15 protein-coding genes and 1 pseudogene are annotated in these 23,134 nt (G+C 69.5%); 3 read left to right on the top strand and 13 right to left on the bottom strand.

The genetic code is table 11. From position 1 onward, the window contains the following. A pseudogene (locus AB0K09_RS10220) lies at window positions 1-385 on the top strand (RNA methyltransferase); the annotation flags it as partial. 92 nt (window positions 386-477) lie between these two features. After that, on the top strand, window positions 478-837 hold the full coding sequence (locus AB0K09_RS10215) for a hypothetical protein (protein WP_366064864.1): 360 nt from the start codon (window positions 478-480) through the stop codon (window positions 835-837). A 91-nt stretch (window positions 838-928) separates the two neighbouring features. Here the strand turns inward: AB0K09_RS10215 and AB0K09_RS10210 are convergent, their stop codons facing one another. From AB0K09_RS10210 to AB0K09_RS10170, 9 genes are all read right to left on the bottom strand, one after another. After that, window positions 929-1,279 (bottom strand): MerR family transcriptional regulator, encoded by a 351-nt coding sequence (locus AB0K09_RS10210; RefSeq protein ID WP_366064863.1) that lies wholly within the window; start codon window positions 1,277-1,279, stop codon window positions 929-931. 512 nt (window positions 1,280-1,791) lie between these two features. Next, complete coding sequence (locus AB0K09_RS10205; protein WP_366064862.1) at window positions 1,792-2,121, bottom strand: SCO5918 family protein; 330 nt, start codon at window positions 2,119-2,121, stop codon at window positions 1,792-1,794. Between the two features lie 47 nt (window positions 2,122-2,168). Beyond that, window positions 2,169-2,516: a CBS domain-containing protein gene (locus AB0K09_RS10200; protein ID WP_366064861.1), complete on the bottom strand. Its 348-nt coding sequence runs from the start codon at window positions 2,514-2,516 to the stop codon at window positions 2,169-2,171. 45 nt (window positions 2,517-2,561) lie between these two features. Further along, entirely contained in the window at window positions 2,562-4,031 is a 1,470-nt protein-coding gene (locus AB0K09_RS10195) for a DEAD/DEAH box helicase (protein ID WP_366064860.1), read from the bottom strand. A 247-nt stretch (window positions 4,032-4,278) separates the two neighbouring features. Continuing rightward, window positions 4,279-4,482: a cold-shock protein gene (locus AB0K09_RS10190; protein ID WP_030730357.1), complete on the bottom strand. Its 204-nt coding sequence runs from the start codon at window positions 4,480-4,482 to the stop codon at window positions 4,279-4,281. Window positions 4,483-5,209: 727 nt separating this feature from the next. Continuing rightward, complete coding sequence (locus tag AB0K09_RS10185) at window positions 5,210-8,131, bottom strand: DUF3962 domain-containing protein (protein ID WP_366064859.1); 2,922 nt, start codon at window positions 8,129-8,131, stop codon at window positions 5,210-5,212. Between the two features lie 32 nt (window positions 8,132-8,163). Then, window positions 8,164-11,784: a hypothetical protein gene (locus tag AB0K09_RS10180; protein ID WP_366064858.1), complete on the bottom strand. Its 3,621-nt coding sequence runs from the start codon at window positions 11,782-11,784 to the stop codon at window positions 8,164-8,166. Then, complete coding sequence (locus AB0K09_RS10175; RefSeq protein WP_366064857.1) at window positions 11,771-12,949, bottom strand: hypothetical protein; 1,179 nt, start codon at window positions 12,947-12,949, stop codon at window positions 11,771-11,773. Before AB0K09_RS10175 ends, AB0K09_RS10180 begins: the two co-directional genes overlap by 14 nt. Continuing rightward, window positions 12,946-14,142, bottom strand: coding sequence for a PD-(D/E)XK nuclease family protein (locus tag AB0K09_RS10170; RefSeq protein ID WP_366064856.1), 1,197 nt, complete (start codon window positions 14,140-14,142; stop codon window positions 12,946-12,948). Before AB0K09_RS10170 ends, AB0K09_RS10175 begins: the two co-directional genes overlap by 4 nt. A 568-nt stretch (window positions 14,143-14,710) precedes the next feature. Between AB0K09_RS10170 and AB0K09_RS10165 the strand changes: the two genes are divergently transcribed. Further along, window positions 14,711-16,216 carry a serine/threonine-protein kinase gene (locus tag AB0K09_RS10165; protein WP_366064855.1) on the top strand — a complete coding sequence of 502 codons (1,506 nt, stop codon included), beginning with the start codon at window positions 14,711-14,713 and terminating at the stop codon, window positions 16,214-16,216. A 1-nt stretch (window position 16,217) separates the two neighbouring features. Here the strand turns inward: AB0K09_RS10165 and AB0K09_RS10160 are convergent, their stop codons facing one another. From AB0K09_RS10160 to AB0K09_RS10145, 4 genes are all read right to left on the bottom strand, one after another. Continuing rightward, complete coding sequence (locus tag AB0K09_RS10160; RefSeq protein WP_366064854.1) at window positions 16,218-18,242, bottom strand: N-6 DNA methylase; 2,025 nt, start codon at window positions 18,240-18,242, stop codon at window positions 16,218-16,220. A gap of 94 nt (window positions 18,243-18,336) precedes the next feature. Continuing rightward, window positions 18,337-20,487, bottom strand: a complete 2,151-nt coding sequence (locus AB0K09_RS10155) for a UvrD-helicase domain-containing protein (RefSeq protein ID WP_366064853.1) — start codon at window positions 20,485-20,487, stop codon at window positions 18,337-18,339. 40 nt (window positions 20,488-20,527) lie between these two features. Continuing rightward, window positions 20,528-21,739: a restriction endonuclease gene (locus AB0K09_RS10150; RefSeq protein WP_366064852.1), complete on the bottom strand. Its 1,212-nt coding sequence runs from the start codon at window positions 21,737-21,739 to the stop codon at window positions 20,528-20,530. After that, a partial coding sequence (locus AB0K09_RS10145) for an AAA family ATPase (RefSeq protein WP_366064851.1) occupies window positions 21,736-23,134 on the bottom strand: 1,399 nt, incomplete at its 5' end. The genes AB0K09_RS10150 and AB0K09_RS10145, both read right to left, overlap by 4 nt.

The raw sequence follows: 23,134 nt of genomic DNA, 5'->3' as shown, positions 1-23,134 counted from the left end.
CGAGAAGTGCGCGGTGCTGGGCATCTAGTCCTCGAAGCGCGCGGTCGAGGACGCCCGCCACAACCTGGCGGACCTGGACCGGGTCCGCATCGAGCACGGCAAGGTCGAGTCCGTCCTGCCCCGCACGGGCATCGAGAAGGCCGACATCATCGTCATCGACCCGCCCCGCGCGGGCGCGGGCAAGCGCACCGTCCAGCACCTCGCGGGCCTGGGCGCCCGCCGCATCGCGTACGTCGCCTGCGACCCGGCCGCCCTGGCCCGCGACCTGGCGTACTTCGCGGAGGCGGGCTACCGGCCGGTGACGCTGCGGGCGTTCGATCTGTTTCCGGTGACGCACCACGTGGAGTGCGTGGCGATCCTCAAGCGGGTGGCGACGGAGGGCTGACGGCGGTGTCCCGGCCCTGAAACGACGCTCGTCCGGGCGGTGGCACCGCCACCCGAGCCGCCCGGGCGGGCGAGTGCATAGAATCCGATTCCATGCCGAAGCCTGATGAGCTGATCCTCGACATCGCCGCCCGTGTGGAGTCCGGGCAGAGCAACCAGATGTCCCTGACCGTGGTCACCGGTGGTGCTGTCATCACCGGCCGGCTGGCTCCAGAAGCCATGTGGCGGCGCAGGGTGTCGGAGGTGCTGGCGGACTCCGCCGACCTGGGCGAGTTCTCCGCCGTCTTCGACGCCCCCGCGAAGAAGGGCGGCCCGCCCACGCACCTGCACTTCCACGTGGCCCGGATCCTGCAGGGCACGGTGGGGATCCCGGAGACGGGCGGAATGTACCGCGTCGCGATCGAGGACGTCAGCGCCTGGACCGTGGGCGATTTCAGCTACTCCGACCACTGACCCAGGGACGGGCGGGCCGACCGTGTGCGTCTTCATTCATGCGCATTCAAGAGTCGTACGCGGTCGGGCCGGCCTGCCCGCGCCCGCGTGATCAGGTCGAACCGGGGCTGGAACTGCCGGACGCCTCGTTCGCGGCACGGCGGTACTCGGCGTTGATGCGCTGAGCTTCTTCGAGCTGGTCCTCGAGGATGACGATGCGGCAAGCGGCCTCGATCGGGGTGCCCTTGTCGACGAGCTCGCGAGCGCGAGCGGCGATCCGCAGTTGGTAGCGGGAGTACCGGCGATGTCCGCCTTCCGAACGCAGCGGAGTGATCAGACGGGCCTCACCGATGGCCCGGAGGAACGCCGGGGTGGTGCCGAGCATTTCGGCGGCCCGGCCCATCGTGTAGGCGGGGTAGTCGTCGTCGTCCAGACGATCGCTGAGCGGTGTATCTGCTGCCATGTCACCTCGTTGTGTCAACGCGTCGAGGGGCCCTGGCGCCGTACGGCACCAGGGCCCCGAAGGAAATTGAACACCATCTGTCGGCCCTCATGCTGTGCCGACCTTCTGTTTCCGCTACCCGGCCCCGTGAGGGGAGGGGTGCGGGGATCGCGGTTGCGTGACCGGGGACCACCATCCAATCCGGGGTCTTGCGGTACCCGGACCGAGAGCTTCCCGGGCCGGGCGATCCTGATGGCGTCTGTTCCTCCGTCCTTCCGAACCAACCACCGAACGGGTACTGCGGTACTGCCACCCGCCAGTTCGTGTCTGCCGGGTCTTCTTGACCGTGTGAACGAGAAAAAGACTAACCGCACCAGCAGCAAAAGTCTACTCTGGCGAGAGTAGATTTTTCCGTACGGCGACCACAGGCATCCGATGGCCTGCGGCGGGGGCGGCGTACGACGACGAGGGCCCTGCCGACGCGCGTCGGCAGGGCCCTCGTCAGTCTTCGGCAGCGGTTTTCCGCCCGCCCGTCACAGCCCCGGGGAGGCCGCCTCCGGGGAAGCGGTGCCCCCGAGCAGCGCCGAAGCGGTCTGGAGCGCAGTGGGGGAAGTCACCGGTGCGGTCTCGGGGTGGTCGTGGCAGGTGAAGCCGAGGCGGGTCATGGCCCGGACGACCTCGCCGCTGCTGAAGTCACGGGGGTCCTGCCGGGTGATGACCTGGCCCACCTGCTTGGCCGGGTAGCGGCGGCGGCCGATGGTCACGGACTCGCCCGTGACGGGCTCGGGCGTGATGCCCTTCATCAAGGCCAGCACCCCGTTCTTGGTCAGCTCGAACGGGTACCGGGCGATGACACAGCGCATGATGCCTCACAGGGGAGAAGGACGACGGGCTGACCGGGCGGGGTGGGTCAGCGGGCGAGGGCGAGGACGCCCGGGGCCCGGCAAAGCTCCCCGGCGGTGTCCGGCCGAGCGCCGGGCGAGGTGAACGGTCCGCCGGGGATGTCCCGCAGACGGATCCGGTCCGTGTAGGTGGGGCTGTCGCGGAGGACGGCGAGCCGGGCCAGGGTGACCAGACCCGTGCTCTGGTCGTCCCCGTCGCAGAGGACGAGGTGATCGACACGGGCGCCGGCCATGAGTGACAGAGCCACCTCGACCGTCATGTCGTCGCGGACCCGGGGTCCGCACGCCTCCCTGTCCTCGACCATGGTTTCGGGGGAGAGGACGACTGCATCCTGCTGGGGCTGAGCCGGCGTCATGGGTACCTCCTACCGGAAGGGGGTGGGCTTGTGATCGCGGCGGCACTAGGCGGCCGAGCCGAAGCCGGCCCGTCGCTGGGCCCCGCGGCGCGCCGCTTCGCCGACGGGCCGGCCCTGGCCGGCGTGGCCCCGGCGACCCCGGCGTTCCGGAGAAGACGCGCCGCGGGGACGATCCGCGCCCGGCGCGGTGACGACGACCGGGACACCGGGAGGGGCCTGGGCGCCTGTGATGCGGCTCAGCTCCGCCTCGCCCGAACGCACCTGGGCGACCCGGGGGGTGATACCGGCTGAAGCCATCAGCCTGCTCATACCGCGACGCTGGTCGGGGGTCACCAGGGTGACGACGCTGCCGGACTCGCCGCCGCGGGCCGTACGACCGCCGCGGTGCAGATAGTCCTTGTGGTCGCTGGGCGGATCCACATTGACGACCAGATCGAGGTTGTCGACGTGGATCCCGCGCGCCGCGACGTTGGTCGCCACCAGTACCGTCACGTGCCCGCTCTTGAACTGGGCAAGGGTCCGCGTGCGCTGCGGCTGGGACTTGCCACCGTGCAGGGCCGCAGCGCGGACACCGTTGCTCAGCAGGTGCTTGGTCAGCCGGTCGACCGCGTGCTTGGTGTCGAGAAACATGATCACTCGACCGTCTCGCGCCGCGATTTCGGTGGTCGTCCGGTGCTTGTCCGCGTCGTGCACATGGAGTACGTGGTGCTCCATCGTGGTAACGGCGCCCGCGGACGGGTCGACGGAGTGGACCACGGGGTCCGTCAGGTAGCGGCGGACCAGCAGGTCGACGTTGCGGTCCAGAGTGGCGGAGAAGAGCATCCGCTGCCCGTCGGGGCGCGTCAGGTCGAGCAGGGCGGTGACCTGGGGCATGAAGCCCATGTCGGCCATTTGGTCGGCCTCGTCGAGGACCGTGATATCGACGTCGCCCAATCGGCAGTCGCCCCGGTCGATGAGGTCCTTGAGCCGCCCGGGCGTCGCGACGACCACCTCGGCCCCGGCGCGCAGCGCACCGGCCTGCCTGCCGAGGGACACCCCGCCGACGACCGTGGTCAGCCGCAGGCTCACGGAGCGGGCGTACGGAGCGAGCGCGTCGGTGACCTGCTGGGCGAGCTCACGGGTGGGGACGAGGACGAGGGCGAGCGGCTGCCGCGGCTCTGCCCGCCGCCCCGCGGTGCGGACCAGTACGGCGAGGCCGAAGGCGAGGGTCTTGCCCGAGCCGGTGCGGCCGCGGCCGAGTACGTCACGACCGGCCAGGGAGTTGGGCAAGGTCGCCGCCTGGATCGGGAACGGTACGGTCACGCCTTCGTGGCCGAGCGTGGCCAACAGCCGTGCAGGCATGGCGAGATCGGCGAACGCCTCGACGGCAGGCAGCGCGGGCGTGATCGTCTTCGGCGGCGCGAAATCGCCCTGTACGGTCTGTACGGCCCGTCCGGCCCGGCGGATTCCGTAGCCCTTGGAGCGGCGCGGATCCCCGGATCGGTCATATGTGCGGGATGTGCGGGCATGTTTCATGCGGAACCTTCCTTGACGGGGCGCGCAGCAAGGAATTCCCGCAGCACATGAGCGGCGCAGAGAATCTTCGAGACGAGCCTGAGTCGATGTGGGCGAGTCGGGCCGGCGGGGAATATGTCACCGGTCGGTGATGTGAAGGAGCCTTGCCGTCGAGCGCCCTGAAATTCCGCGCCCTGAAATACAGCGAGCCGGGGCCCGCACCCCAGAGGTGCGGGCCCCGGCCGTGAAGTATGCGTCGGTGCCGGTGTCAGGCGGGAACGATGTTCTCGGCCGTCGGGCCCTTCTGGCCCTGCGCGATGTCGAACGACACCTTCTGGCCTTCCAGCAGCTCGCGGAAGCCCTGGGCGGAGATGTTCGAGTAGTGGGCGAAAACGTCGGCTCCGCCGCCGTCCTGCTCGATGAAGCCGAAGCCCTTTTCCGCGTTGAACCACTTCACGGTTCCAGTAGCCATTTCAGTTCTCCTTGGGGGCGGTGCCAGGAATTCACCCTGCGTGAATTCCGTGTCGCCGTGATGATTACCCCGTCGGAAATGAACCTTCTGGCAACCACACCTGCAACTGAGATCGACAGTAGCACGGTGCGATCGGCCCTGCACGAGCGAAAATCGCGCCAAGGCCGACGGTCGAGGAATGCTCTCCGCACCCTGCACCTATTTCTCATGTCACGGATACAGATATTGCTCTTCGCGGACGCGGTCTTTCTGCCGCGCACTTCGGTCCGGAGCCCTGCGACCTCCGTCGACGGGGGAGGTACCGCCGCCTCCCGACGGAAGCCGCAGCGGCGAACGCGCCGGGACTCCACTGGCGCGCTGTGGTCGCATCAGCGGCCGGATGTGTGGGGAACCAACCGGATCCAGGAGGCTCCGGCGGGGCATTCACCTACCCGGACCCCCGGCCCGAGGCATGCCGACAGGCTGTCGAGCAGGCCGAAACACTGCTGCCCACCAGCCCTGGGGTGACCCGCGCGGTAGTCCTCGTCACCGATTCTGGCACCCTGCTGCACCTGGGACCGCTGCTCCGCCAGTGCGTGGCGCTCCGCGCGTGGCAACTGGATGACAGCGTGACGCTGTGGCGGGAGAAGACGGAGAACTGACCTAGCCCGACCGCGGAGCAAGCAGGGCGGACGGAGCTGCTGACGACGGCAGTTCCGTCCGCTTGTCTCCTTCGGAGTGCAGAGGCTTACGGAACCGTGGTCTCCTCGGGCCACAGAGCAAGCTGTCCTTCGGCGAGCTCCTCGGGATCCGGCTCCGACACGAGGCCGGGCGCGGCCGCGGTGTCGGGGTCGGCGTCCTCCGCCGCGTCGGCGATGGGCTCCTCGCCATCTTCTGCACGCGTCGGCAGTACGTACTCCTGGGCGAGCCCCGCGAGGTGCAGGGGCAGCGGCAGGCTCAGTGCGTCCGGCACGTCGGGTGCCTGGCGGAGCTGGTGGACCGCGACCGCCAGAGCCTCCGGCGAGTCCCCGTCCTCCGTGTGACAGCCGAGCACGGCCAGCTCCACCAGCCCGGGGTTCCAGGCGGCCTTGTCGGTGTCGATGGTGAGTTTCCCCTTGGTGTTCACCCGCGGGGCCAGCTTGTCGGCCGCCACCGACAGCTTGAAGGTGCGGGCCTTGGGAGTGGTGGACCAGAACACACGGGCCACGTCCGAGCCGTCGGCCGGATCCCGCCACAGGTGCGCGGCGAGACCGTTGGCGCCCTCCGGGTTCACGGCCCACCACTGGGCCGTCTCCCTGTTACGCGCCGAGCGCACTCGGACGAGCCGCAGATCGGGGTCCAGCCTGCGGGACGGCGCATGGCCGTCCTTGAATTTGTCGGCCACCGCCGTGCCGTCCTGGAGCCATGTCCAGTGCGAGCGCATGTTCTGGCTGTGTGCGAGCAGAAGGGTGGGAGTACCGCGCAGCTTGGGACGCAGCCGCTGCAGCCACTCCTCCGTGGCCCGGCGCTGCTCGGTCCTGTCCGACCACCAGGACGGCCGTGTCGCCGGCGACTCGCCGTCACGCGGTGCGGGAACCGGGCCCGTGGGTACCTCGGACTGCTTCGTCAGGCGCAGCAGCATGACGGGGTACGGAACCCAGGCATGAGCCTCGTCGTCCCAGCCCTCGACTCGGGCGAGCCCTTCGCCTGACGGTTCCGGTGTCACCAGCACCGCGACGGGTACGTGTCCAGCCCAGCGCGTCCGGCTGTTGCTGTTCTTGCGGACCATCCATGCGGCGGCGTACCGCATGCCCTTCGGGAGCCGGTCACCGAGGCTGTGTTCGGGGTGCACGCGGACGCCCAGCTGCCGCAGCCCGTCGTCCCATGCCTTGGCCGCGCGGAACTCCTTGTTCTTCTCGCTGTTGTAGCCTTTCGCTGTCTTCGGGACGGCCATGAACTGGGTCAGCACGCCGGCGTCCGCGCAACCGAGTCGCAAGGCGAACTTGGCGTCGTGGTCGGCGGACGTGAAGTCCTTGGCCCGGTCGATCTCTATCAGCGCGAGTGATGGAGTCGCTGTATGGCCGTCCTCCGTGACGAAGGCCGCCATCTGCCTGCGACGGGTACCGATCGCGGTCGTCACGTCGGCACGGGAGTGCCGGCGACCTTCCGGCAGGGCCAGGTCCTGCCCGAGCGAACGCACCAGTTTGCGGCAGCGAAGCCGCATTGTCAGCTCCGGTGTCTGCCACTCCAGGACCACCGTGTTCTCGTAGGCCACCTCGGTCTCCGGCGCCCCGCCGTCGCCCTTCAGATCCAAGTGCGCGACGAGTGCGGCGACGGCTGTGTCCCGCATGACGGGCGTCTGCCAGAACAGCCGGGCTTCCAGACACGGCAGCTCGCCCACGTCACCCGCTTCCGTGTCCGGGAACAGGGCGCCCAGCGCGAACGCGACGCCCTTGCGGCGGGCCTCCGCCCGCCGCTTCTCCTCGGCGGTCTTCTCCAGGGCTTTGACCGGCTCACGGCGCGGATTGCTCGGTGCGCTCCCTGACAGGCGGGTGTGCACCAGCGGCGGGGCCGGACGCAACTGCTCCGGAAGTGCCTGTTCGGCCCACTCCACGATCCGGGAGCGCTGGTCGGGCATCAGGCCGTGTCCCACTTCGTGCGACCCCATCGCCGTGCTGTACACCACGGCCGCCCGCATGCTGTCCTCGAGCCACGCGGCCGGTGCCGTGAGGATGGATGCCGCGTCCGGGAAGGGTTCCCTGAGGGACATGCTCCGCAGCATCCCGGCCGGACCGCCGCCGGCCCAGTCGTGAGCCCCCTTGTCCCAGGTGAGCCGGGCGACCGCGAACCGGTCGCTTGCCGGTGCGCCGGGCAGCCATGGCACGCGTGGGCGCAGCAGGACCGTGGTCTTGCGTCCGTACGGGAGATAGAGCCGGCCGGTTGTGGCGCCGATCCGTGTGGCGTACCGGCGGATGTGGCAGTGCAGGTGGAACCGGGGCAGTGGATCGAATGGCACCGTGTGCAGAGTGATGTTGAGAACCACCGAGAACCACTCGGAGCCGCCTTCGAACCGCATGGCCTGCGAGACCAGTTCGGCACCCTGGTCACGCGGCCCGCGCGGCATCGCGCGGAAGCGAAGCCTGCCCGCCCCGAAGTCGTAGGGTTCGAGCTCCAGGATGCGCCGTGCCAGCCAGTCGGTGGACAGCTGGAACTGCCGGGGGTCGGGGGCGGCCGTGCCGCCGGTGGTCGGTGGGCAACGCAGCAACTCCACCTCCACACCCTCCTGCCAGTCGGGCGGGGCCTCGAACAGTGCGGCCCGCGTCTCGGCCAGCAGCTCCCGGTGCTCGGGTTCGGGGCGCAGGTCCTTCAGCCACGCGCCGATCAGCCCCTGAAGAGCCGTGGAAGGCAGCGGATCGGGGATATCGGCAGGGGCGTACAGCCAGAAGTCCGGTTCCTCGCCCCGGCGCGGGCGCGGGCGGACCAGGACATCGGGGGCCAGTGCCTGGACGGCCTGGTCCATGCGGAATGTGGGGACCGTCTCCAGCGGCTTCTTGCGCCCCTCGTTGCACAGGGCGAGCAGCGGCCCGCGCCAGTGCTCGGGGAAGGGCAGCGCACGGTACCGGCCGACGGCGGAGGCACCGGGCGAGACGGGTATCCAGGAGGCGGTGCGGATCGATGAGTAGCGAGCCATGACGAGAGTCCTCTCGGGACCGGGCGGGTTGCTCAGGACACGTGGTGGGTGATGTCGCGCAGTGCCTTGTACAGCGGTGCGTACAACAGCCGGGCGACCGCGGGGTCGGCCGGGTCGGGCGAGTCGACGAGGACCGGACCGTCCGCGAAATAGGGGGCGAGAACGTCCCGCAGCCCCGTCAGAAGGCCGTCCTCCCCAGGAAGCGCGGTCGCCGCCGCGCCCGGTGACAGCAGTTTCGCCGTGCGCGGGGCGAACCGGGCGTCGACGAAGACCACCCGGGCCGGCACGCCGCCGCGTACCAGGCGGCCGATCACCTGCCAGATGGTGACCAGCTGGTCCCAGGTGAAGGACTTCTTCTCGTGCTCCGACAGCCGCGAGTAGATGTAGCGCCGGGACAGCAGACGGCGCCATTCGCCGCGGGCCACGTGCCGGAAGGCCAGCCCGGCCGTGTCGAAGTCGACGGCGTCGGCGGCCAGCTTGCCGAAGGTGCCCTGTACGAGCCCCGGTTCGTCCCGGGCGAATCGGGACGCCCAGTCGTTGATCGCGAAGACGGCCAGGGCCAGGTCGTCCGGGCGCGGGTGGGGGCGCGCCAGGAAGAGAGCTGTGCCGAAGGCGGCGTTGCGCTGGGCGTTGAGGATGTTGTGACCGCGCTCGACCGCCATCAGCGGGGCCACCAGGATCTCGGCCGTGGGGTCCTCGGCGAACGAGGCGAGGTCGCCGCGGCGCAGCGCCGTGGCACGGTCCGGCGCGGGGCGGTTCGGCACCGGGCCGTTCACTGCCTGCTCCAGCTCCGCGTCGTCGGCCGCCAGCACCCGTACGCGACCGTGCCAGCGCTCGATGCCGTGCAGGACATCAGCGGTGATCGCCGCTTCCTTGTAGCTGCCGACCAGCAGGATCGCCCGCCGCCGGCGGCTGTCGGCGACCTTGGCCAGCTCCTGCTCCAGGGGGCTCGGAGCACCGCCGCGGCCTGGCGAGCCCAGCCTGCTGACCAGCGCCTTCGCCGCGGCGGGCCGGGCCTTGGGCTCAGTGCCCGACAGGCTCATGGGCCGTCCCTCGTCGTCGTACAGAAAGTGCGTGCTGAACACGGACCTGCTCACCGCCTCCAGCGACCGCTTCGACGGCCTGAGCACCGCGCCCACGGGGGCGGGAATGTGAGCCCTGGTGGAGGTCCCGGCCCAGCTCGTGCCGGACATGAGCACCACATGAGGGCCCTCGCGACCGCGTCCGGGATCGGCCCCCAACTCGTGCAGACCCAGCAGTAGGGCGCGGCCGACTCCGGCGCAGCGGAAGAAACGAAGGGTGCCGCTGTGCCGCCCCTCCGCGTCCCGTTCACGGTCGTCGGGCAGGAACTGGAACCCAAGGACGTTGCCCATCGGGGCTTCGGGGACCAGCGGCGCGTAGTCCAGCGGCGGGCGGCGGGAGAGCTCGTTCCCGGTCGAGTCCAGGTGCAGGGCGGCTTCCACCTGAGGCCACAGGAACACCAGCCGGTCCAGCCTGTGGTGCAGGGCGCTGAGCAGCAGCATGAACTCCAGCCGGTAGGCGGTGAGGTCGAGCCAAGCCTCGTCCTGAGCCCTGCCGGCGGACGGGGTACCCCCCAGGACGGTGCGCAGGACCGTGAGCACCCGGCCATGGGTGTCCGTGCCGGACAGGGTGTTGAGCAGGTCCTGGGCCAGTCGCACCAGATCGTCGGTCGTGTTGCCGTAGGGGCTGTGCCCGCCCAGCGGATCGTCACGGAAGTCGTCGAAGCACTTGGTCAGCTCGGCGAGCAGGGCGTCGGTCCCGGGTCCCGGCGGCCCCGGCTCCGGGGCGTCGTCCTCGTACGCCTCGTAGAGCTCCGTCTCGTCGGGCACTCCCTCGGGCGCACCGTGGGCTGCCTCCGGTGCGAACCAGTCACCGAGCAGTTTCTCCTGCAGGGTCCAGGGACTGAAGTACTCGATGTCGGCCCACTTGCGCAGGTCCTCGTCCTCGATCAGCCTCTTGCAGAGGCGGTCGGCCGCCCCGTGCGCCAGGCTGAGCGAGGCGGACCAGCGCTCGATGTCCTGATCCGTGAGCGGCAGGCGGCCCTGCTGGGAGAGCTCCTCGATCCTGTGTGTCTGCAGCTGATCCAGCCAGGAGTCCCTGGCCGGCCCGGGCACGATCAGCGTCGCCGACGGAGCGAACATCTCGTCCAGCTTCATCTGTACCGAATCGGCCTCGTCGACGATGATGATGTCGCTGCGCAGACAGGCCAGTTCGAGGTGGCGCAGCTGTTCGTCGCCCAGGTGGCGGGGGACCGCCGACTGCACCAGGCTTGCCGGGTTGGCCACCCAGATCAGCGCGTCGACGAGTTCGCGTGCCGCACGGTGGCGCGGGCAGGCGTACCACAGGGGGCACCCGTGCGGGGTTCCCTTGACCTCCACCGGGCGGTCGTCGTTTCCGGCAGGGCCGTGCCCGGGCCGGTACGGCTCGGGCAGGGTGATGGCACCGGCGTTCCCGCCCCTTCCTTCACCGGTGCGCCTCTTCTCCGGGTGGAGTGAGGTGCATGGCGCGTCCGCGAACCTCAGGGGTTGCGCCGCCTCGGTGCTGCGGAGCGCGTCGACCACGCACACGGTGCTGAGGTGGTCGAAGGCGGGCGTGTCATGGTCCAGGAGGCTGGGCACGCCGCGCGAAGCGAGCCTGCGGTGCAGCCGCTGCACGTGCGTCTCGCGCGTGGTCAGACCGAGTACGGGTGTGGCCGCCAGCCCGAGGTCACGCAGCAGACCGGTCAGTCGCAGCTGCTCGGCAACGTCCCCGACGACGAGAGTGGTGCGCAGCTGTGGACGCCGGCGAGCCCCCCACACGGCGATCAGTGTCATCAGGGTCGATTTGCCCGCCCCGACCATGCCCGCGAGGTGCAGCAGGCCGTCCAGAAGCAGGTCGCCGTCCTCGCTGAAGAAGCCCGGCCCGTCGCTGCCCCGGGGGGCGATGTGCAACTCGGTGAGGCGGTCTTCCCAGTAACCCGGGTGTTCGACGTCGTTGTTCCGCTCCGTGGCATCCATCCAGCGAGCCGTTTCCACGAGGTCGGCGCGGGTGATGGTGAGGGGCTCCCCGTTCCCGGGGCGTCCCGACTCCGGGTCGTGCCCCGCAGTGGGCTCGGGGCGCAGTCCCTCGGGCAGAGTGACCGATGTCGGCCGCCGTCGGTCGATGAAGGTGGCACGTCCGGCGGGGGCCAGGGGCAACGCCTTGCGGGCGAGCGGAGGCAGGGAGGCGAGTGCCGCGTCGTACACGGTGAGACGGTCCGAAGCGATCGTGGGCTCAGTGTGACGAGCAGGGCCGCCGGGCTCCGGGACGTCGTAGGCGCGGAACCGGAGGGGCAGGGCCAGGTAGGTTTCCAGAGCCTGCTGCCAGGCGCGGCGCCGGCGTAGATGCCACAGAAGATGGCGAGCAGCCGTCAGCATGACCTCATGGCCCTCCGAGGCCGCATAACCCCTGGCCCGAGCGAAGGGATAACCGCCGAACAGCACGTATGCGCCCTTCGCCGGCTCCTCCGGCGCCATCCGCTCCAACAGCCGGAGTGCGAGTTCGACCTGGCACACCACGGTGGGCTTGACTCCCGACAGCTCGGACGCCACGTCCCCCCACAGTCTGACCAGTTGGCCGGTGACCGGCCTGTGCCAGCTCTCACGATCGCGCATCGTGGCCTCCCCGCCTCTTCCCAGCTCCGGCGAGCGCGTGTCGGGCACGTTCGATCAGCTCTGTGTCGGTGAGCAACCTCAATCCCTCTGCGGAGGCAGGACGATTGCGCTCGTACAGGGAGATGTAGCCCGGGTACGCGCCGACGCGGTCCTGCGGCACCACCCAGAACGCCTCGTCGTGGGGCGGCTCCTGCCGGACCGGTCGTGCGGCGCGGCCGAGGAAAGCGGGATGCGCCCAGTCCTTGACGTCGATGGCCCACACTCGCCCGTCGGGGAAGGTGACGTGCACGTCGTACGCGTCGTACGCGGGCCACATCCGCACGGTGAGGCCGAGAGCCGTCAGCCGCTTCTCCAGCTCCACCTCGGCACGGCCGGGGCCGGTGACGAACTGGCGCAGCGGCCGCTCCAGCTGCAGCAGCTCACCTGCCTCGTCCTTCCGGATGCGGCGCGACACCGGCGGTGGCCCCTTGCGGCGGCAACGGTCCCGCTCGCACCACCAGCCACCCTCGCGCAGCGGGGTCAGCAGAGTGAGGCACCGCCCGCACACCGCGTAGTTGTTCCCGCTCAGGTAGCTGTCCGGGACCGGTTGGTAGATCACGCGCAGCAGTTCCTTCACCGGGTCGAGCACATGGTCCATGGAGACCGCGAAGTCCTCCGCCGCGGTGAGCACGGGCCGGGTGACCAGCAGCCGGCGGAACTCGGTGTAGGCGTCCTCTTGCCCGTGCTCCCGGCACAACCGGAGCGCCGTGAGGATGATCTGGCGGTCACGGAGCGCCGAGGCACTGTCGGCCGACTGCTCGGCCCACTCGTGACACAGCTCGGTGGGGCGAGAGGACTCCGGGTCGAGCAGCAGGTCACCGGGACCCACCGCGTCGTCCGGCAGATCCACTGGCCAGTCCGCGACCGGGCGGTCGCGGCACCAGGCAAGCAGCTCTGGAAGACTCGCAGGCGGCTCGGCGCCGCGTTCCAGACAGGCCAGTACCGTCCGGTCGAGGGCACGTTGGACCTCCGGCGGATACGGCAGGACGAACGCCTCCACACCGGTGAGCTCCTCAAGCTTGAGCAGCGCGGTGGCCAGTGTGCGCATCAGGGGGATGCCCCTGTGGGCGGACCACTCCGAGATTGTGGGTGGCAGGTCCGCGCTGTTGTGGGCCGCGGCGGTCATCGGGCCTCCAGGTATGCCCGGCCCGCCACGCAGTGCTTCGCCACCGCGCAGCCGGCGCAGTGGTCACCGGCCGCAGGGGCGTATGTCTCATCAACCGCCCACGGACCCGCCAGGCCGGCGATGATGCGGCGGGCATCGGCCAGGGTGTCGGGGTCCCAGGGATCTATCTCCTCGCAACGAGCCCCATCCTCGTAGAGCACTTCCAGCTCGATCCGCGAACGGCGCGGATCGCCACCGGGTACGCCGGCGGACATCATCAGTGCGGCGAAGGCGAGTTGCGGGTAGGCCTCCATGAGATCCCGTCCCTCCCAGAGGCGGTGTCCGGCGGTCTTGGTCTCGTGCCAGATCCAGCCGCCGGAGCGGGTGTAGAGGAGGTCGGGGTCGGCGATGAGCACCACGTCGAGCTCTGGGTCGTAGGCGGCCAAGCGTCGCTGCACGCACACCTGCTCGCCGGCACGAAGTCCGTCCAAGGGGCATACTCGCCGGTGCTGGGCGAGCATGGAGAACGCGGACTGCCGCTCGGCCGCCGACAGCCCGGGGAGGTCGTCCGTCGGCAGCGCGCCGTGACAGCTTCTCTGCCGGTGCTGCTCGTTGAGCCAGTTGTCGACTGCGCGACCCCTGCGGATGGCTTCGCTCTCGGGTTCGTCCGACGCAAGATGGAGCCCGCGTGTGAGGTGGTACTGCGCCGGGCAGCGGGCGTGGGTGCGAAGGTCGGTCGCGGAAACGGAGCGCCGCTTGCGGGGCCGTCGTGGGCCGGGCACCCCCAGCAGGCCCGGAACCCGTGGGGGCAGCTCACAGCCCACCAACCCTTCGCAACCCGTACAGGTCGAGCCGGGGTTCAGCACGTCGTTCTCGACCACCCGGCCCAGGACAGGCTTGGCGTGCTCCTCGAACTGCCGCAGCGTCTCCGTGAAGTCCCAGTCGGCGAGCACGGCATGGACACCGCTGCCGCAGCCGATGCCGACGACACGGACACGCCGGGGTGTGCGGGTGTTACCCGGTACCGGGCGGTGGATGTCTTGGTATGCAGCCTGTGTGGGAATCCCGGTGGCCGTGACGGCCGCAGCCTCGGCGATTTCGGCGATGGGCCGGTCCTCTTTGACCGAGTTGACGGACAGCAGCCACAGCTCACGTTCCGCTCCGTCGGCCGACTCGTACCGTCGTCCCCAGGCCGTGCGCTCGTACCGTGTCACGCCCCGTGGGTCCGGAGTCTCGCGCTGATGGACAGCGGTCCACTGTGACCGCACAGGGCGGGTCGCGGGACGTGCCGAGGAGCGTCGTTCCGCCTCGGCCGCATCGCGGGCACGCAGGTAGGAACGGACCGCGGTCTCGGCCCACTTCACATGTGCGGGATGGTGTCTGGCGTTCCGGCGAAGGGAGGCGAGCGCGTCGGCAACCGCTGCTCCGTCGTGTTCGATGGCGTCCAACGCCGTCATCACCGGCCCCAGTGCGAAGTCCTCCACCGGCTTGCGACGTGGCCGTGGGGGGCTCTGTTGCAGGAACGGCCGGGCGCGCAGGGCGTTGCCGCGCGGACAGTCCCGGGCATCCTCGCGCAGGAGAGGCAACGAGGTGCGAATGAGCTGCACGTTGCCATCTGTGCCGGGTGGAGGGTGGCGAAGCGTCACAATGTCCCCCTGGGGGTGGACGAGGAGCGGTAGCACCCCCAGAGAAGCGCAGGGTTGTGAACACAGTCAAGCGATTCTCTTATATTGACTTGTGAACGCTAAGGTTTGGCGCCAAGGGGCCGGAGAACGTGGGGTGATGGGTGTGGACGCCGGGGAACTCCTCGACGAACGCTTCCGGGTCGAAGAGGCGCTTGACCAGGGCGGCATGGGAAGCATCTGGACGGCGACCGAGCTGATGACCGGTCAGCGTGTCGCGGTCAAGGTCCTCCGCCTCGACGCCTACACGCTGGGCCGCTTGAGCCCCGCCGACCGCGTACGACGCCGGGCCGAGCTGCTTAAGCGGTTCGAGCGCGAGGGCGCAGTCCTCGATGAGCTCGACCACCCCGGGATACCGCGTCTCCTTCACCGGGGCTACCTGGACGAGGAGCCGTACTTGGTCATGGAGTACGTCGATGGGATCAACCTGCGCGAATTTCTCGACCGGCGGCGTCCGTTTCCCTTCGGCGCGGCGATCGCCGTGGCGTTCCAGATCGCCGAAGCCCTCGTGCATGCCCATGGCCACGGGGTGGTCCATCGCGACCTGAAACCCGACAACATCGTGGTCGCCCATTGCGACGGTACGGTGAAGCTGCTCGATTTCGGCATCGTGCACCTCACCGACCCGGATGCCACCCGCTATACGGCGCTCGGGGACACGCCCGGCAGCGCCGGCTACATGGCACCGGAGCAGATCCGCGGCCAGCACGACATCTTGCCCGCCGCTGATGCCTATGCCTTCGGCTGCCTCCTGTTCGAACTCCTCGCAGGGGAGCGCCCCTTCGAGGCCAGGCCGGACCGCAGCATGAACATCCAACATCTGGAGGACCTGCCACGCCGCCTGCGGTCCATCAATGTGGGCATTCCCGAGGACCTCGACGATCTCGTGTGGGACCTCCTGGCCAAGAGCCCCGCCGACCGGCCTGCCGGGATCGTCGACGTCCTCGACGTCCTGCGCAGGTATGTGCCCCGGCCCGGAGATCCGGCGCCGGACCCGGAGCTGTACCCGGACCCCACCGCCCGGTACCGGCTGGGGGGACGCCGGGTCCAGCCGCGCACGGAGACCCCCGGAGGCGGCCGCCGCCCTGCCCGCCGTACCGCCCGCCGGCGAGGGAGCTGGTTGAGCCGTGGCGAGTTCGGCTGCCGGATCGAGCTGGCCCGCTCGGAGTTCTTGACGGAGGGGCCGGGTGATCAATGTGCCGCGCTGGGTGTGCTCCTGCCCAAGGCGGCATCGGATTGGGGCATGCTCGAACCCGTTGTCGTGCAAGCGCAATTGCTCTGCGCCGACATTGCACGACTCGACGGCGACACGGATCGCGCACACCACATGTACCGGGCAGTGGTGGCCGGCACCGGCCGGTGGGCGCCGGCCACCCTGCGGCCGCTCGTCCTGGAAGCGGAGTTCGGCGTCGCAGAGTGTCTGGTTCCGGCAGGGGACATCCAGGGAGCTCTTGCCGGCTGGCGTGACGCCACCCGCCAGTTGGAGGGGCTTGACCCGGTGCCGCCGCGGCTGGTCGAGCGTTGCCGGGAGATCGCCCTGGAGCTCGGCGAGCGGGGGCGCGAGGCCGAGGTGGCGGCCGTGATCACCCACTTGCCGAGGCTTTAGGTTACGCGCCCGGCAACCGTCCGGCGGCGAGCAGGTCCCCGAGCGAACTGGTCAGTTCGCTTCCCACCGCCTTCAACCCGTCGATACCACGCTCGAATGCGGAAACCTTCCGGTAGATATCGCCGTACCGCCGTTGTTCCGCCAAGGAGAATCTGGGCACCTGCAGGCGGCGTACGTCGATGCGCGACGAGGTCGACGCGTGAGTGCCCGCTTGCCGGACGTTGGCGGGCGCGCGGAGACAGCCGGCGAGGAACCAGGGATCGAGCACAGCGGGGTCGACACGCAGGGCCAGTACCTGAGGTCCCAGAACGGACGGTGCGTCTGTTTCGATCCGGGCGTCGAACGATCGGGCGAGCGTACAGACGATGACGTCCTGCGAGGCGGTGACCGTCAGGGAACCGTCCCGTTCACCCCGAGCCACGGCCGCCGCGGGTAGCCATAGCTCCGGTAGTCCGGGGAGGGGAGGACCGATGAGCACACGAGCCTCGTCCTCCCCGCGCTCCCCTCGCCGCACCAGGGGCTCGGGCAGGGTCTGGCCTGTCAGAATCTCCACTGCTTCGGCCCGTTCCAGCTCGGCGACGCTGATGAGGGGTATGGCGTCGCCGTCGGGCGCAGGGGCCAGTGTCGACAGCGCCCGCGAGGCGTCGTGCAGCTCACCCATGTGCACGTCGAACCGCGCCCAGGCACGCCTGAGATCGACCATGGTCGCCGCCCGGCTGCCGGGAATGTGCCGTGCTGGAGTGAGATCCACCCGTTCGTCCAGCAGCTCGACCACCGGGATCGAGATACTGCCATGCCCGATCCGGCCCTCCAGGGACTTCACCACCTGCGCTGTCACGGACGCCCAGTCGAAACCGCCACCGTCGCCCGCGGTCGGATGCAGGCCGTGCGTGGCGTCGATCAGCAGAACCTCGGGTTGGGTGTCCCTCTGCCCGGACGAGCCCTCGGGACTGAGCACCCATAGGTGCAACCCGACCCCGTAGGGCGGAGCGGCACCCGGTGGCAGGGCGATCACGGCCCGTAGCACACCGGCCCGCAGGAGGCCGGCACGGATCCGGCGCCCGGCGCGGCGTGCTGCGACAGCAGGGGGCAGTACCAGGACGGCAACCCCCTCGGGGGCCAGGGACGCCACTGCGTGCTGGACCCACGCCAGCTCCGACTCGGTACGTGGTGGCTGCCCGTACACCCAGCGCATGTCCGTCGCGAGCTCACCGTGCCCCCAGTCGCGTTCGTTCGACGGAGGGTTGCACAACACCACGTCGGCCCGAGCCGCGGCATGCGCATCGGCTCGCAGCGTGTCACCCACGGCGACGGCGAGATTCGACAGATCGCTTGCGATCTGCCCAGCCAGGGCGAGGCGTGCCGTGGTCAGGGCCGCCAGCACCGGGTCACTGTCCTGTGCCCTGAAGCCGAGCGCCCTCTCCCCACCGTTCCACCGGCGCCCTGCGGCCAGAAGCAGGGACCCGGACCCGCAAGCAGGGTCCAGGACGGTGTGCACGGGCCCACAGTGAACGCTCCGAGCCACCGTGGCCACGAGCTCGGCGAGCGGCTCCGGAGTCACCGTGATGTGCCGGACATGGGCCCGCAGCCAGCGCTCCAGGAGCTGATGGAAGGCCTGCGGGCCACAACCGGGCCCGACCAGCTGCACCGTGCGATCGAGCAAATCGGACTGAGGCCCGTCCAGGGGCGGCAGTGCCGTCAGGACGTGGGGTGCTTCGGCTCCGCTCAGCCGCAGACCGACCCGGGCCACGATCCCGCCCGCTGCATCCCGGTCCCCCAGAGCCTCGTACTCGGGCCACAGCCGGTCCCATGGGCTCACGGGAGACTTGATCTTGTTTTCCTGCCGGAGCCAGTCCTCGACCTCGTCCAGAGAGAACTGGGGGCTGGTGTCAGTGCCTCCCACAGGCGTGGGAAAGGTCTCGTAGCGTCGGCGCCAGTTGCTGACGGCTGCCCGGCCGACCCCGGCGATGCGCGCGATCTCGGCGAGCGTCACGGAAACCGAGGACGGACCTGCGGACTTGGTCATGAGCCCCTCCGGAAGATGCGTGACCTGCCGTGTCATGTGCGGGGCACTCAGTGTCGGTGCGCGGCTCAAGGTAGCATGCGTCGCTTGACTCAGTTCATGTGCGGGCAGCCTCCTGCGCCGACGGCACGAACCGGCTCGGCTCACCCGTCCAGGAGACGTACAGTGCCTCCCGTGCGCGGGTGCAGGCGACGAACAACAGGCACCGCTCGCGCAACATATCGGAGTCGTGCTGGAGTGGGTCGACTGCTGCCGGCGTCACCTCGCGTGCGAATGGCAGGGCGGTCGCCGTCACCCCGAGGACCGCCACGCACCGGAACTCAAGGCCCTTCATCGCGTGCATCGTGGCCAGCCGTACCCCGGGTACATCCGGGCCGAGTTTGTCACGGACTCTAGCCACGGGGATGCCGGCCGAGTCGAGTCTGTCGTACGCCTTGTCGAGCAGGAGGTTAAAGCGTGCGCAGACGCCGATCTCGGACGGACGGATTCCTTCTTTGATCCACTCTCTCAGCCGCTCGACGAGTGCCGTGATCTCCGCGGCCTCCGAGCCATATCCCTCGACCCTGGGCCGTCGGCTCCGCAGTAGAGAGCGGTAGCCGGCCAGGCTGTCCGTGCCTTCGCCTCCGAGGTCCTCGACGGCCACGGGCGCGAGGATGCCTGTCGACCAGCTGAGGATCTCTGCCGTACTGCGGTAGTTGACGCGCAGCCGACTCGCCCTCCCGGTGACCGCGATGCCCAATGAGCCCAGTGAGACCTTGGAGTCGTAAATGCGCTGACGGGGGTCACCGGTGAGGAACATATCGTCCTTGCTCGGTGTGACCGCGGCGCGCAGCAGCCGCCACTGAGCAGGGTGCAGGTCCTGCGCTTCATCGACCACGACATGGCTGTACTCCGGCGCGGCCTCGCCCAGCAACCGAGCGGCTCGCGCGCAGATCTGCAGGTACGTGCTCAGCCCACGTTCACGCAGCTTCGACTCGAAGAGCTGGACGGAGGGCCACAGCTGCTCACGCCGTTCGGCGGAGAGCGAGCTGCCCCGGCCCCTCCGGCGTGCGGTGCGGTACGCGTCGAGGCCGGGGATGTTCTGGGCCAGGACGACGTTACGGTATTCCTGCGCGAGGAACTGCTCCGTCCACGGGAGGTTCAGTTGCCTGACCACGCGGTGCCACATCTGCCGCTCCTCCCGGTCTCCGACGGGGGAGGGGGCCTTGCCACCCAACTCGGTGACGATCCGGAAGGCGTAGGCGTCCACCGTGGTCACATCGACCCGGGCCAGCAGAGCCGAGTAACCGTCGAGCAGTAGCGACAGTCTTTCGCGCAGGCTGGCGGCCAGGGCATTGGTGTATGTAGTGAGCAGAATCCTGCTGTCGGGCGAACGGGACAGTAAATGCTTGACACGGTGCAGTGCCACGACCGTCTTGCCCGTGCCCAGGCCCCCGGTCACCTGCGCCGGACCTCCGTACGACGTGCGGTAGGCGACCCGGCGCTGCGACGGGTGAAGGAACACCCGCCAGGCCGCGAACGGCTTCTCCAGGGCGTCCTTCAGCTCGTCCGGTCCGGTGATCAGTGTGATGCGGCTCGCGGTGTTGGCGATGGCGACGGCGAGGCTCTCGTCGGGGTCCGGCCCGGCGTTCGCCGGGCGACGTGCGGTGACGACGTCCCGGTAGACCTCCTCCGGAGTGAATCCCTCGGCGAGGTACTGCAGTACCTCGAACTGGTCCTCCGGCAGTAGTGTCCCGAACGCTTCGAGCTGCGGCTTGTCGACGACGGTGCGCACCGCACGTAACACCTGGTCGTCGATGCCCAGTTGCCGTAGCACGGTGTCGGAATGCTTCGCGAACAGCAAGGACGGAGCATCGGCCGCCGCCTTCTCCAGGGCCGGAGTCAGCTGCTCGATCGCGACGACGTTCCGTACCTCCAGGCCGCGAGTCGCCGCGTTCGTCGTGTACAGCCGTTTGGCCGCCCACGAGTAGGCGTCGTCGTGCGGAACGACTTTCACCAGGAGGAAAACGTCGCTGCCGTCGTCGGGCGCGAGAACCACACCGCGCCAGAAGTCATTGATGCGGATCGTCCGCATTCGGGGATCGCGAGCCGTGTCGACGGACTCCAGGTGCAGCCCCTTGTCCGCGTGTAGAGCAGCGACCGAGAGGCGTTGAAACTTCTCCATCGCCTTGCGCACACCGGCCTTGACAGGCTTCTCCAGCACGTCGTAGCTCTCCCAGAAGCTGCTGGCGAACGCGAGTTGCGGCACGACGTGAACTCCCCACCCCTGAACGTCACTCAGCAGTCGATCATACGGGCAGGCCGGCACACATCTGCCGGCCCACGGCCGCGATGTCCGCCAGTAGCTCGGCGGGTTTCTGGTCGAGGTTCAGTGCGTGCTGGTGGATCACGACACCGACGTGCCGGACCCGGTGAGCAGCGTGCGGTGCGTTTCCCTTCGCGTAGATGAGGTGTCCCTCTCGCAATCCGAGCGCTGTGCAGTAGGCAAGCATCTGGTACAGGTCGGCGTCCGGAAAGCCTTCCCGCTTCTCGGCCTTGTACTTGGCGTCGGCCACGGCAACCGGTGCCGACTGCGTTCCGTAGAGGACGAAGTCGGGTTTCATACGGATCGTCGCGGCCTCGTCGAGGTGGTGCGCATCCTGGAGACGGCCGGTGAAGGCCGTACCGCGCAACGCCTCCTGGAGGGCGGTCGTGACGAAGTCCTCGAAGAGCCGGTTCATGTCGAGCAGGAATCCGTCGCAGCGCAATCCTCCCGGCGCGTGATCCGCCGAGGCGCCGTCGAGGACGGCCCGGGCAAGATGCAGGGCGTGGTGGTAGCGCGCATTGAGACGGGACGGCTGCCAGGCGGGCAGCGCGTAGCCCCGGGGGAGGGCGGTTACACCGGAGAGACGGCTCCGCTGGTGGAGCAGCCGGCGGCGTACGTTCTGTGGAACGCCCGGCAGACGCAGCAAGCGCTCGACGGCGGCGCGCAGGATGCGGTTCTCCGCGATGTCGGTCGTGAACTCGTCGTACGTCACCTCCATCGGCAGCGTCGCCCCGAAACGGCGCCGTATCTGGTCGGCCTCCCGGATGCGGCCGCGGACGACCTGGGAAGTCGCCTCGGTGGACCTGTACCCCTGGAGCAGCCCCCGGGCCAGCGCGCGGTCGATCTGCCGCTCCACGGCATGGGCCAAGGCGGGCAGGAGATCACGGTGCTCGGCGACGTCCACTTGCCCGTCGCGCCAGCTGCCGCGTGGATCGAGGTTGTAGCCGAGCAGGAAGAACAGGCGGGCGATGGGCACCTTGGGCACGATCCGTATGGTGACGGCCTCGTCGGTGGTCGGCGCGGTGACAGTGATCGCTCCGACTTTGCTGCCCGCCCGCAACAGCCAGCGGCCCGGGGCGTATGGATCGGGGGAGGCCTCCGCGATCCGGCCGCCGGCGAGTACCCGCCCGACCGCGTCCGGGATGGCGTGGCTGGTCGCGGGGGCATGCTCGACGAGCTCGACGGTCGCAGTCACGCGGGCTGCTCCGGCGACTGCGGCAGCTGCTGGAGCGATTGCCGCAGCGCGGCGAGACCGTACCGCTTCTCGATGTCGACGTCCTCGCCGTAGTGGTGCTCCTCCAACAGGGGCAGGATCTTCGTACGCCAGGTCCGCTCCAGGCCACCCTCCCGGTACACGCCCTTCCTCATCAGGTAGGACGGTCCGATCCGGAAGTCCGGGTCGTCGATGCGGGTATTGAGCGCGTCCAGGAGATCGGCGGGTTCGGAGGCCCTCTCCTGGGATTCGAGCCATCTGTGCAGCAGCCGCTGCGTCGGCTCGGTGCGCGGTGACAGCTCCACGAAGGCGAAACGGCGCCGCATCGCGGCGTCGACGAGCGCGATGGAGCGATCGGCGGTGTTCATCGTGCCGATGACGAACACATTGGGTGGAAGCGCGAAGTCATCGCCGGAGTACGTCAGCCGAACCGACTTGTTCCGGTATTCCAGGAGGAAGTACAGCTCGCCGAAGACCTTGGCCAGGTTGGCACGGTTGATCTCGTCGATGATCAGAAAGTGCGGGATATGCCGGTTGCCCTCGCGGGAGGCCAGATCGGCCAGCTCGCGCAGGGGGCCGGCCGTCAGACGGAAGGCGACCTCGCGGGTCTCGGGATCCTCCTGGGGGCGGAACCCCTCGAAGAAGTCCTCGTACGTGTAGGAGGGATGGAACTGGACGAGCTTCACCTGCTCGGGCCCGCCACCGAGGAACTCCGCGAGCTTGAGTGCCAGGTAGGTCTTGCCGGTACCCGGCGGCCCGTAGAAGACCAGCTGTCGCTCGTCCCAGAGGAGATCGCGCACCTCGCGCAACCAGGATGTCTCGTGCACGAGCAGCTGAGCAGCCAGCTCGTCCGTCGGCTCCGGCAGTTCCAGCTCACGCCGGGCGGCGATGGCGGGTATCTCCACGGTCGGGTCGTGCTCGATGGACTCGGCCTCGTCCGCGAGCTCCTCGTCCGTCAGCCCGAGGCCGTCGATGACGGCCTGGACGGCCGTGAGGTCCACCACGTCATGCTGGATGGACAGTTTCTGCTGCACCTCCTCCGGCAGCTCGTCGTACGGGTACCCGGCCTCCTGCCAGGTGACGGGACGGCGGAGGTTGGACCGACGGTCCTCCGACTCCGTCTGCTCGGCCTCACCGGTGATTTCACCGATGTAGAGGCGGCCACCGGAGATGGTGCACACGGTATCGCCCGGCTTCATCCGGGAGAGGAAGGTGTGCAGCTCCTCGACGAGGTCCTGCTTCTGACCGTAGGTGGCTGCCGACTCGTAGTCCTCCTGCACGAGAGTGCGCAGCCGGTCCTTGCTGGTGCCCTGCGTGACGCCCTGCCGGAGGCGCGAGGCCGCGAGGGTCACGCGACCCTCGGGGAGCCACAGGCGC

The sequence above is a fragment of the Streptomyces sp. NPDC049577 genome, assembly GCF_040675635.1.
Taxonomy (GTDB): Bacteria; Actinomycetota; Actinomycetes; order Streptomycetales; family Streptomycetaceae; genus Streptomyces.
The sequence above is the reverse complement of the archived record's forward strand: the minus strand, read 5'-3'. Positions and strand labels throughout refer to the sequence as shown.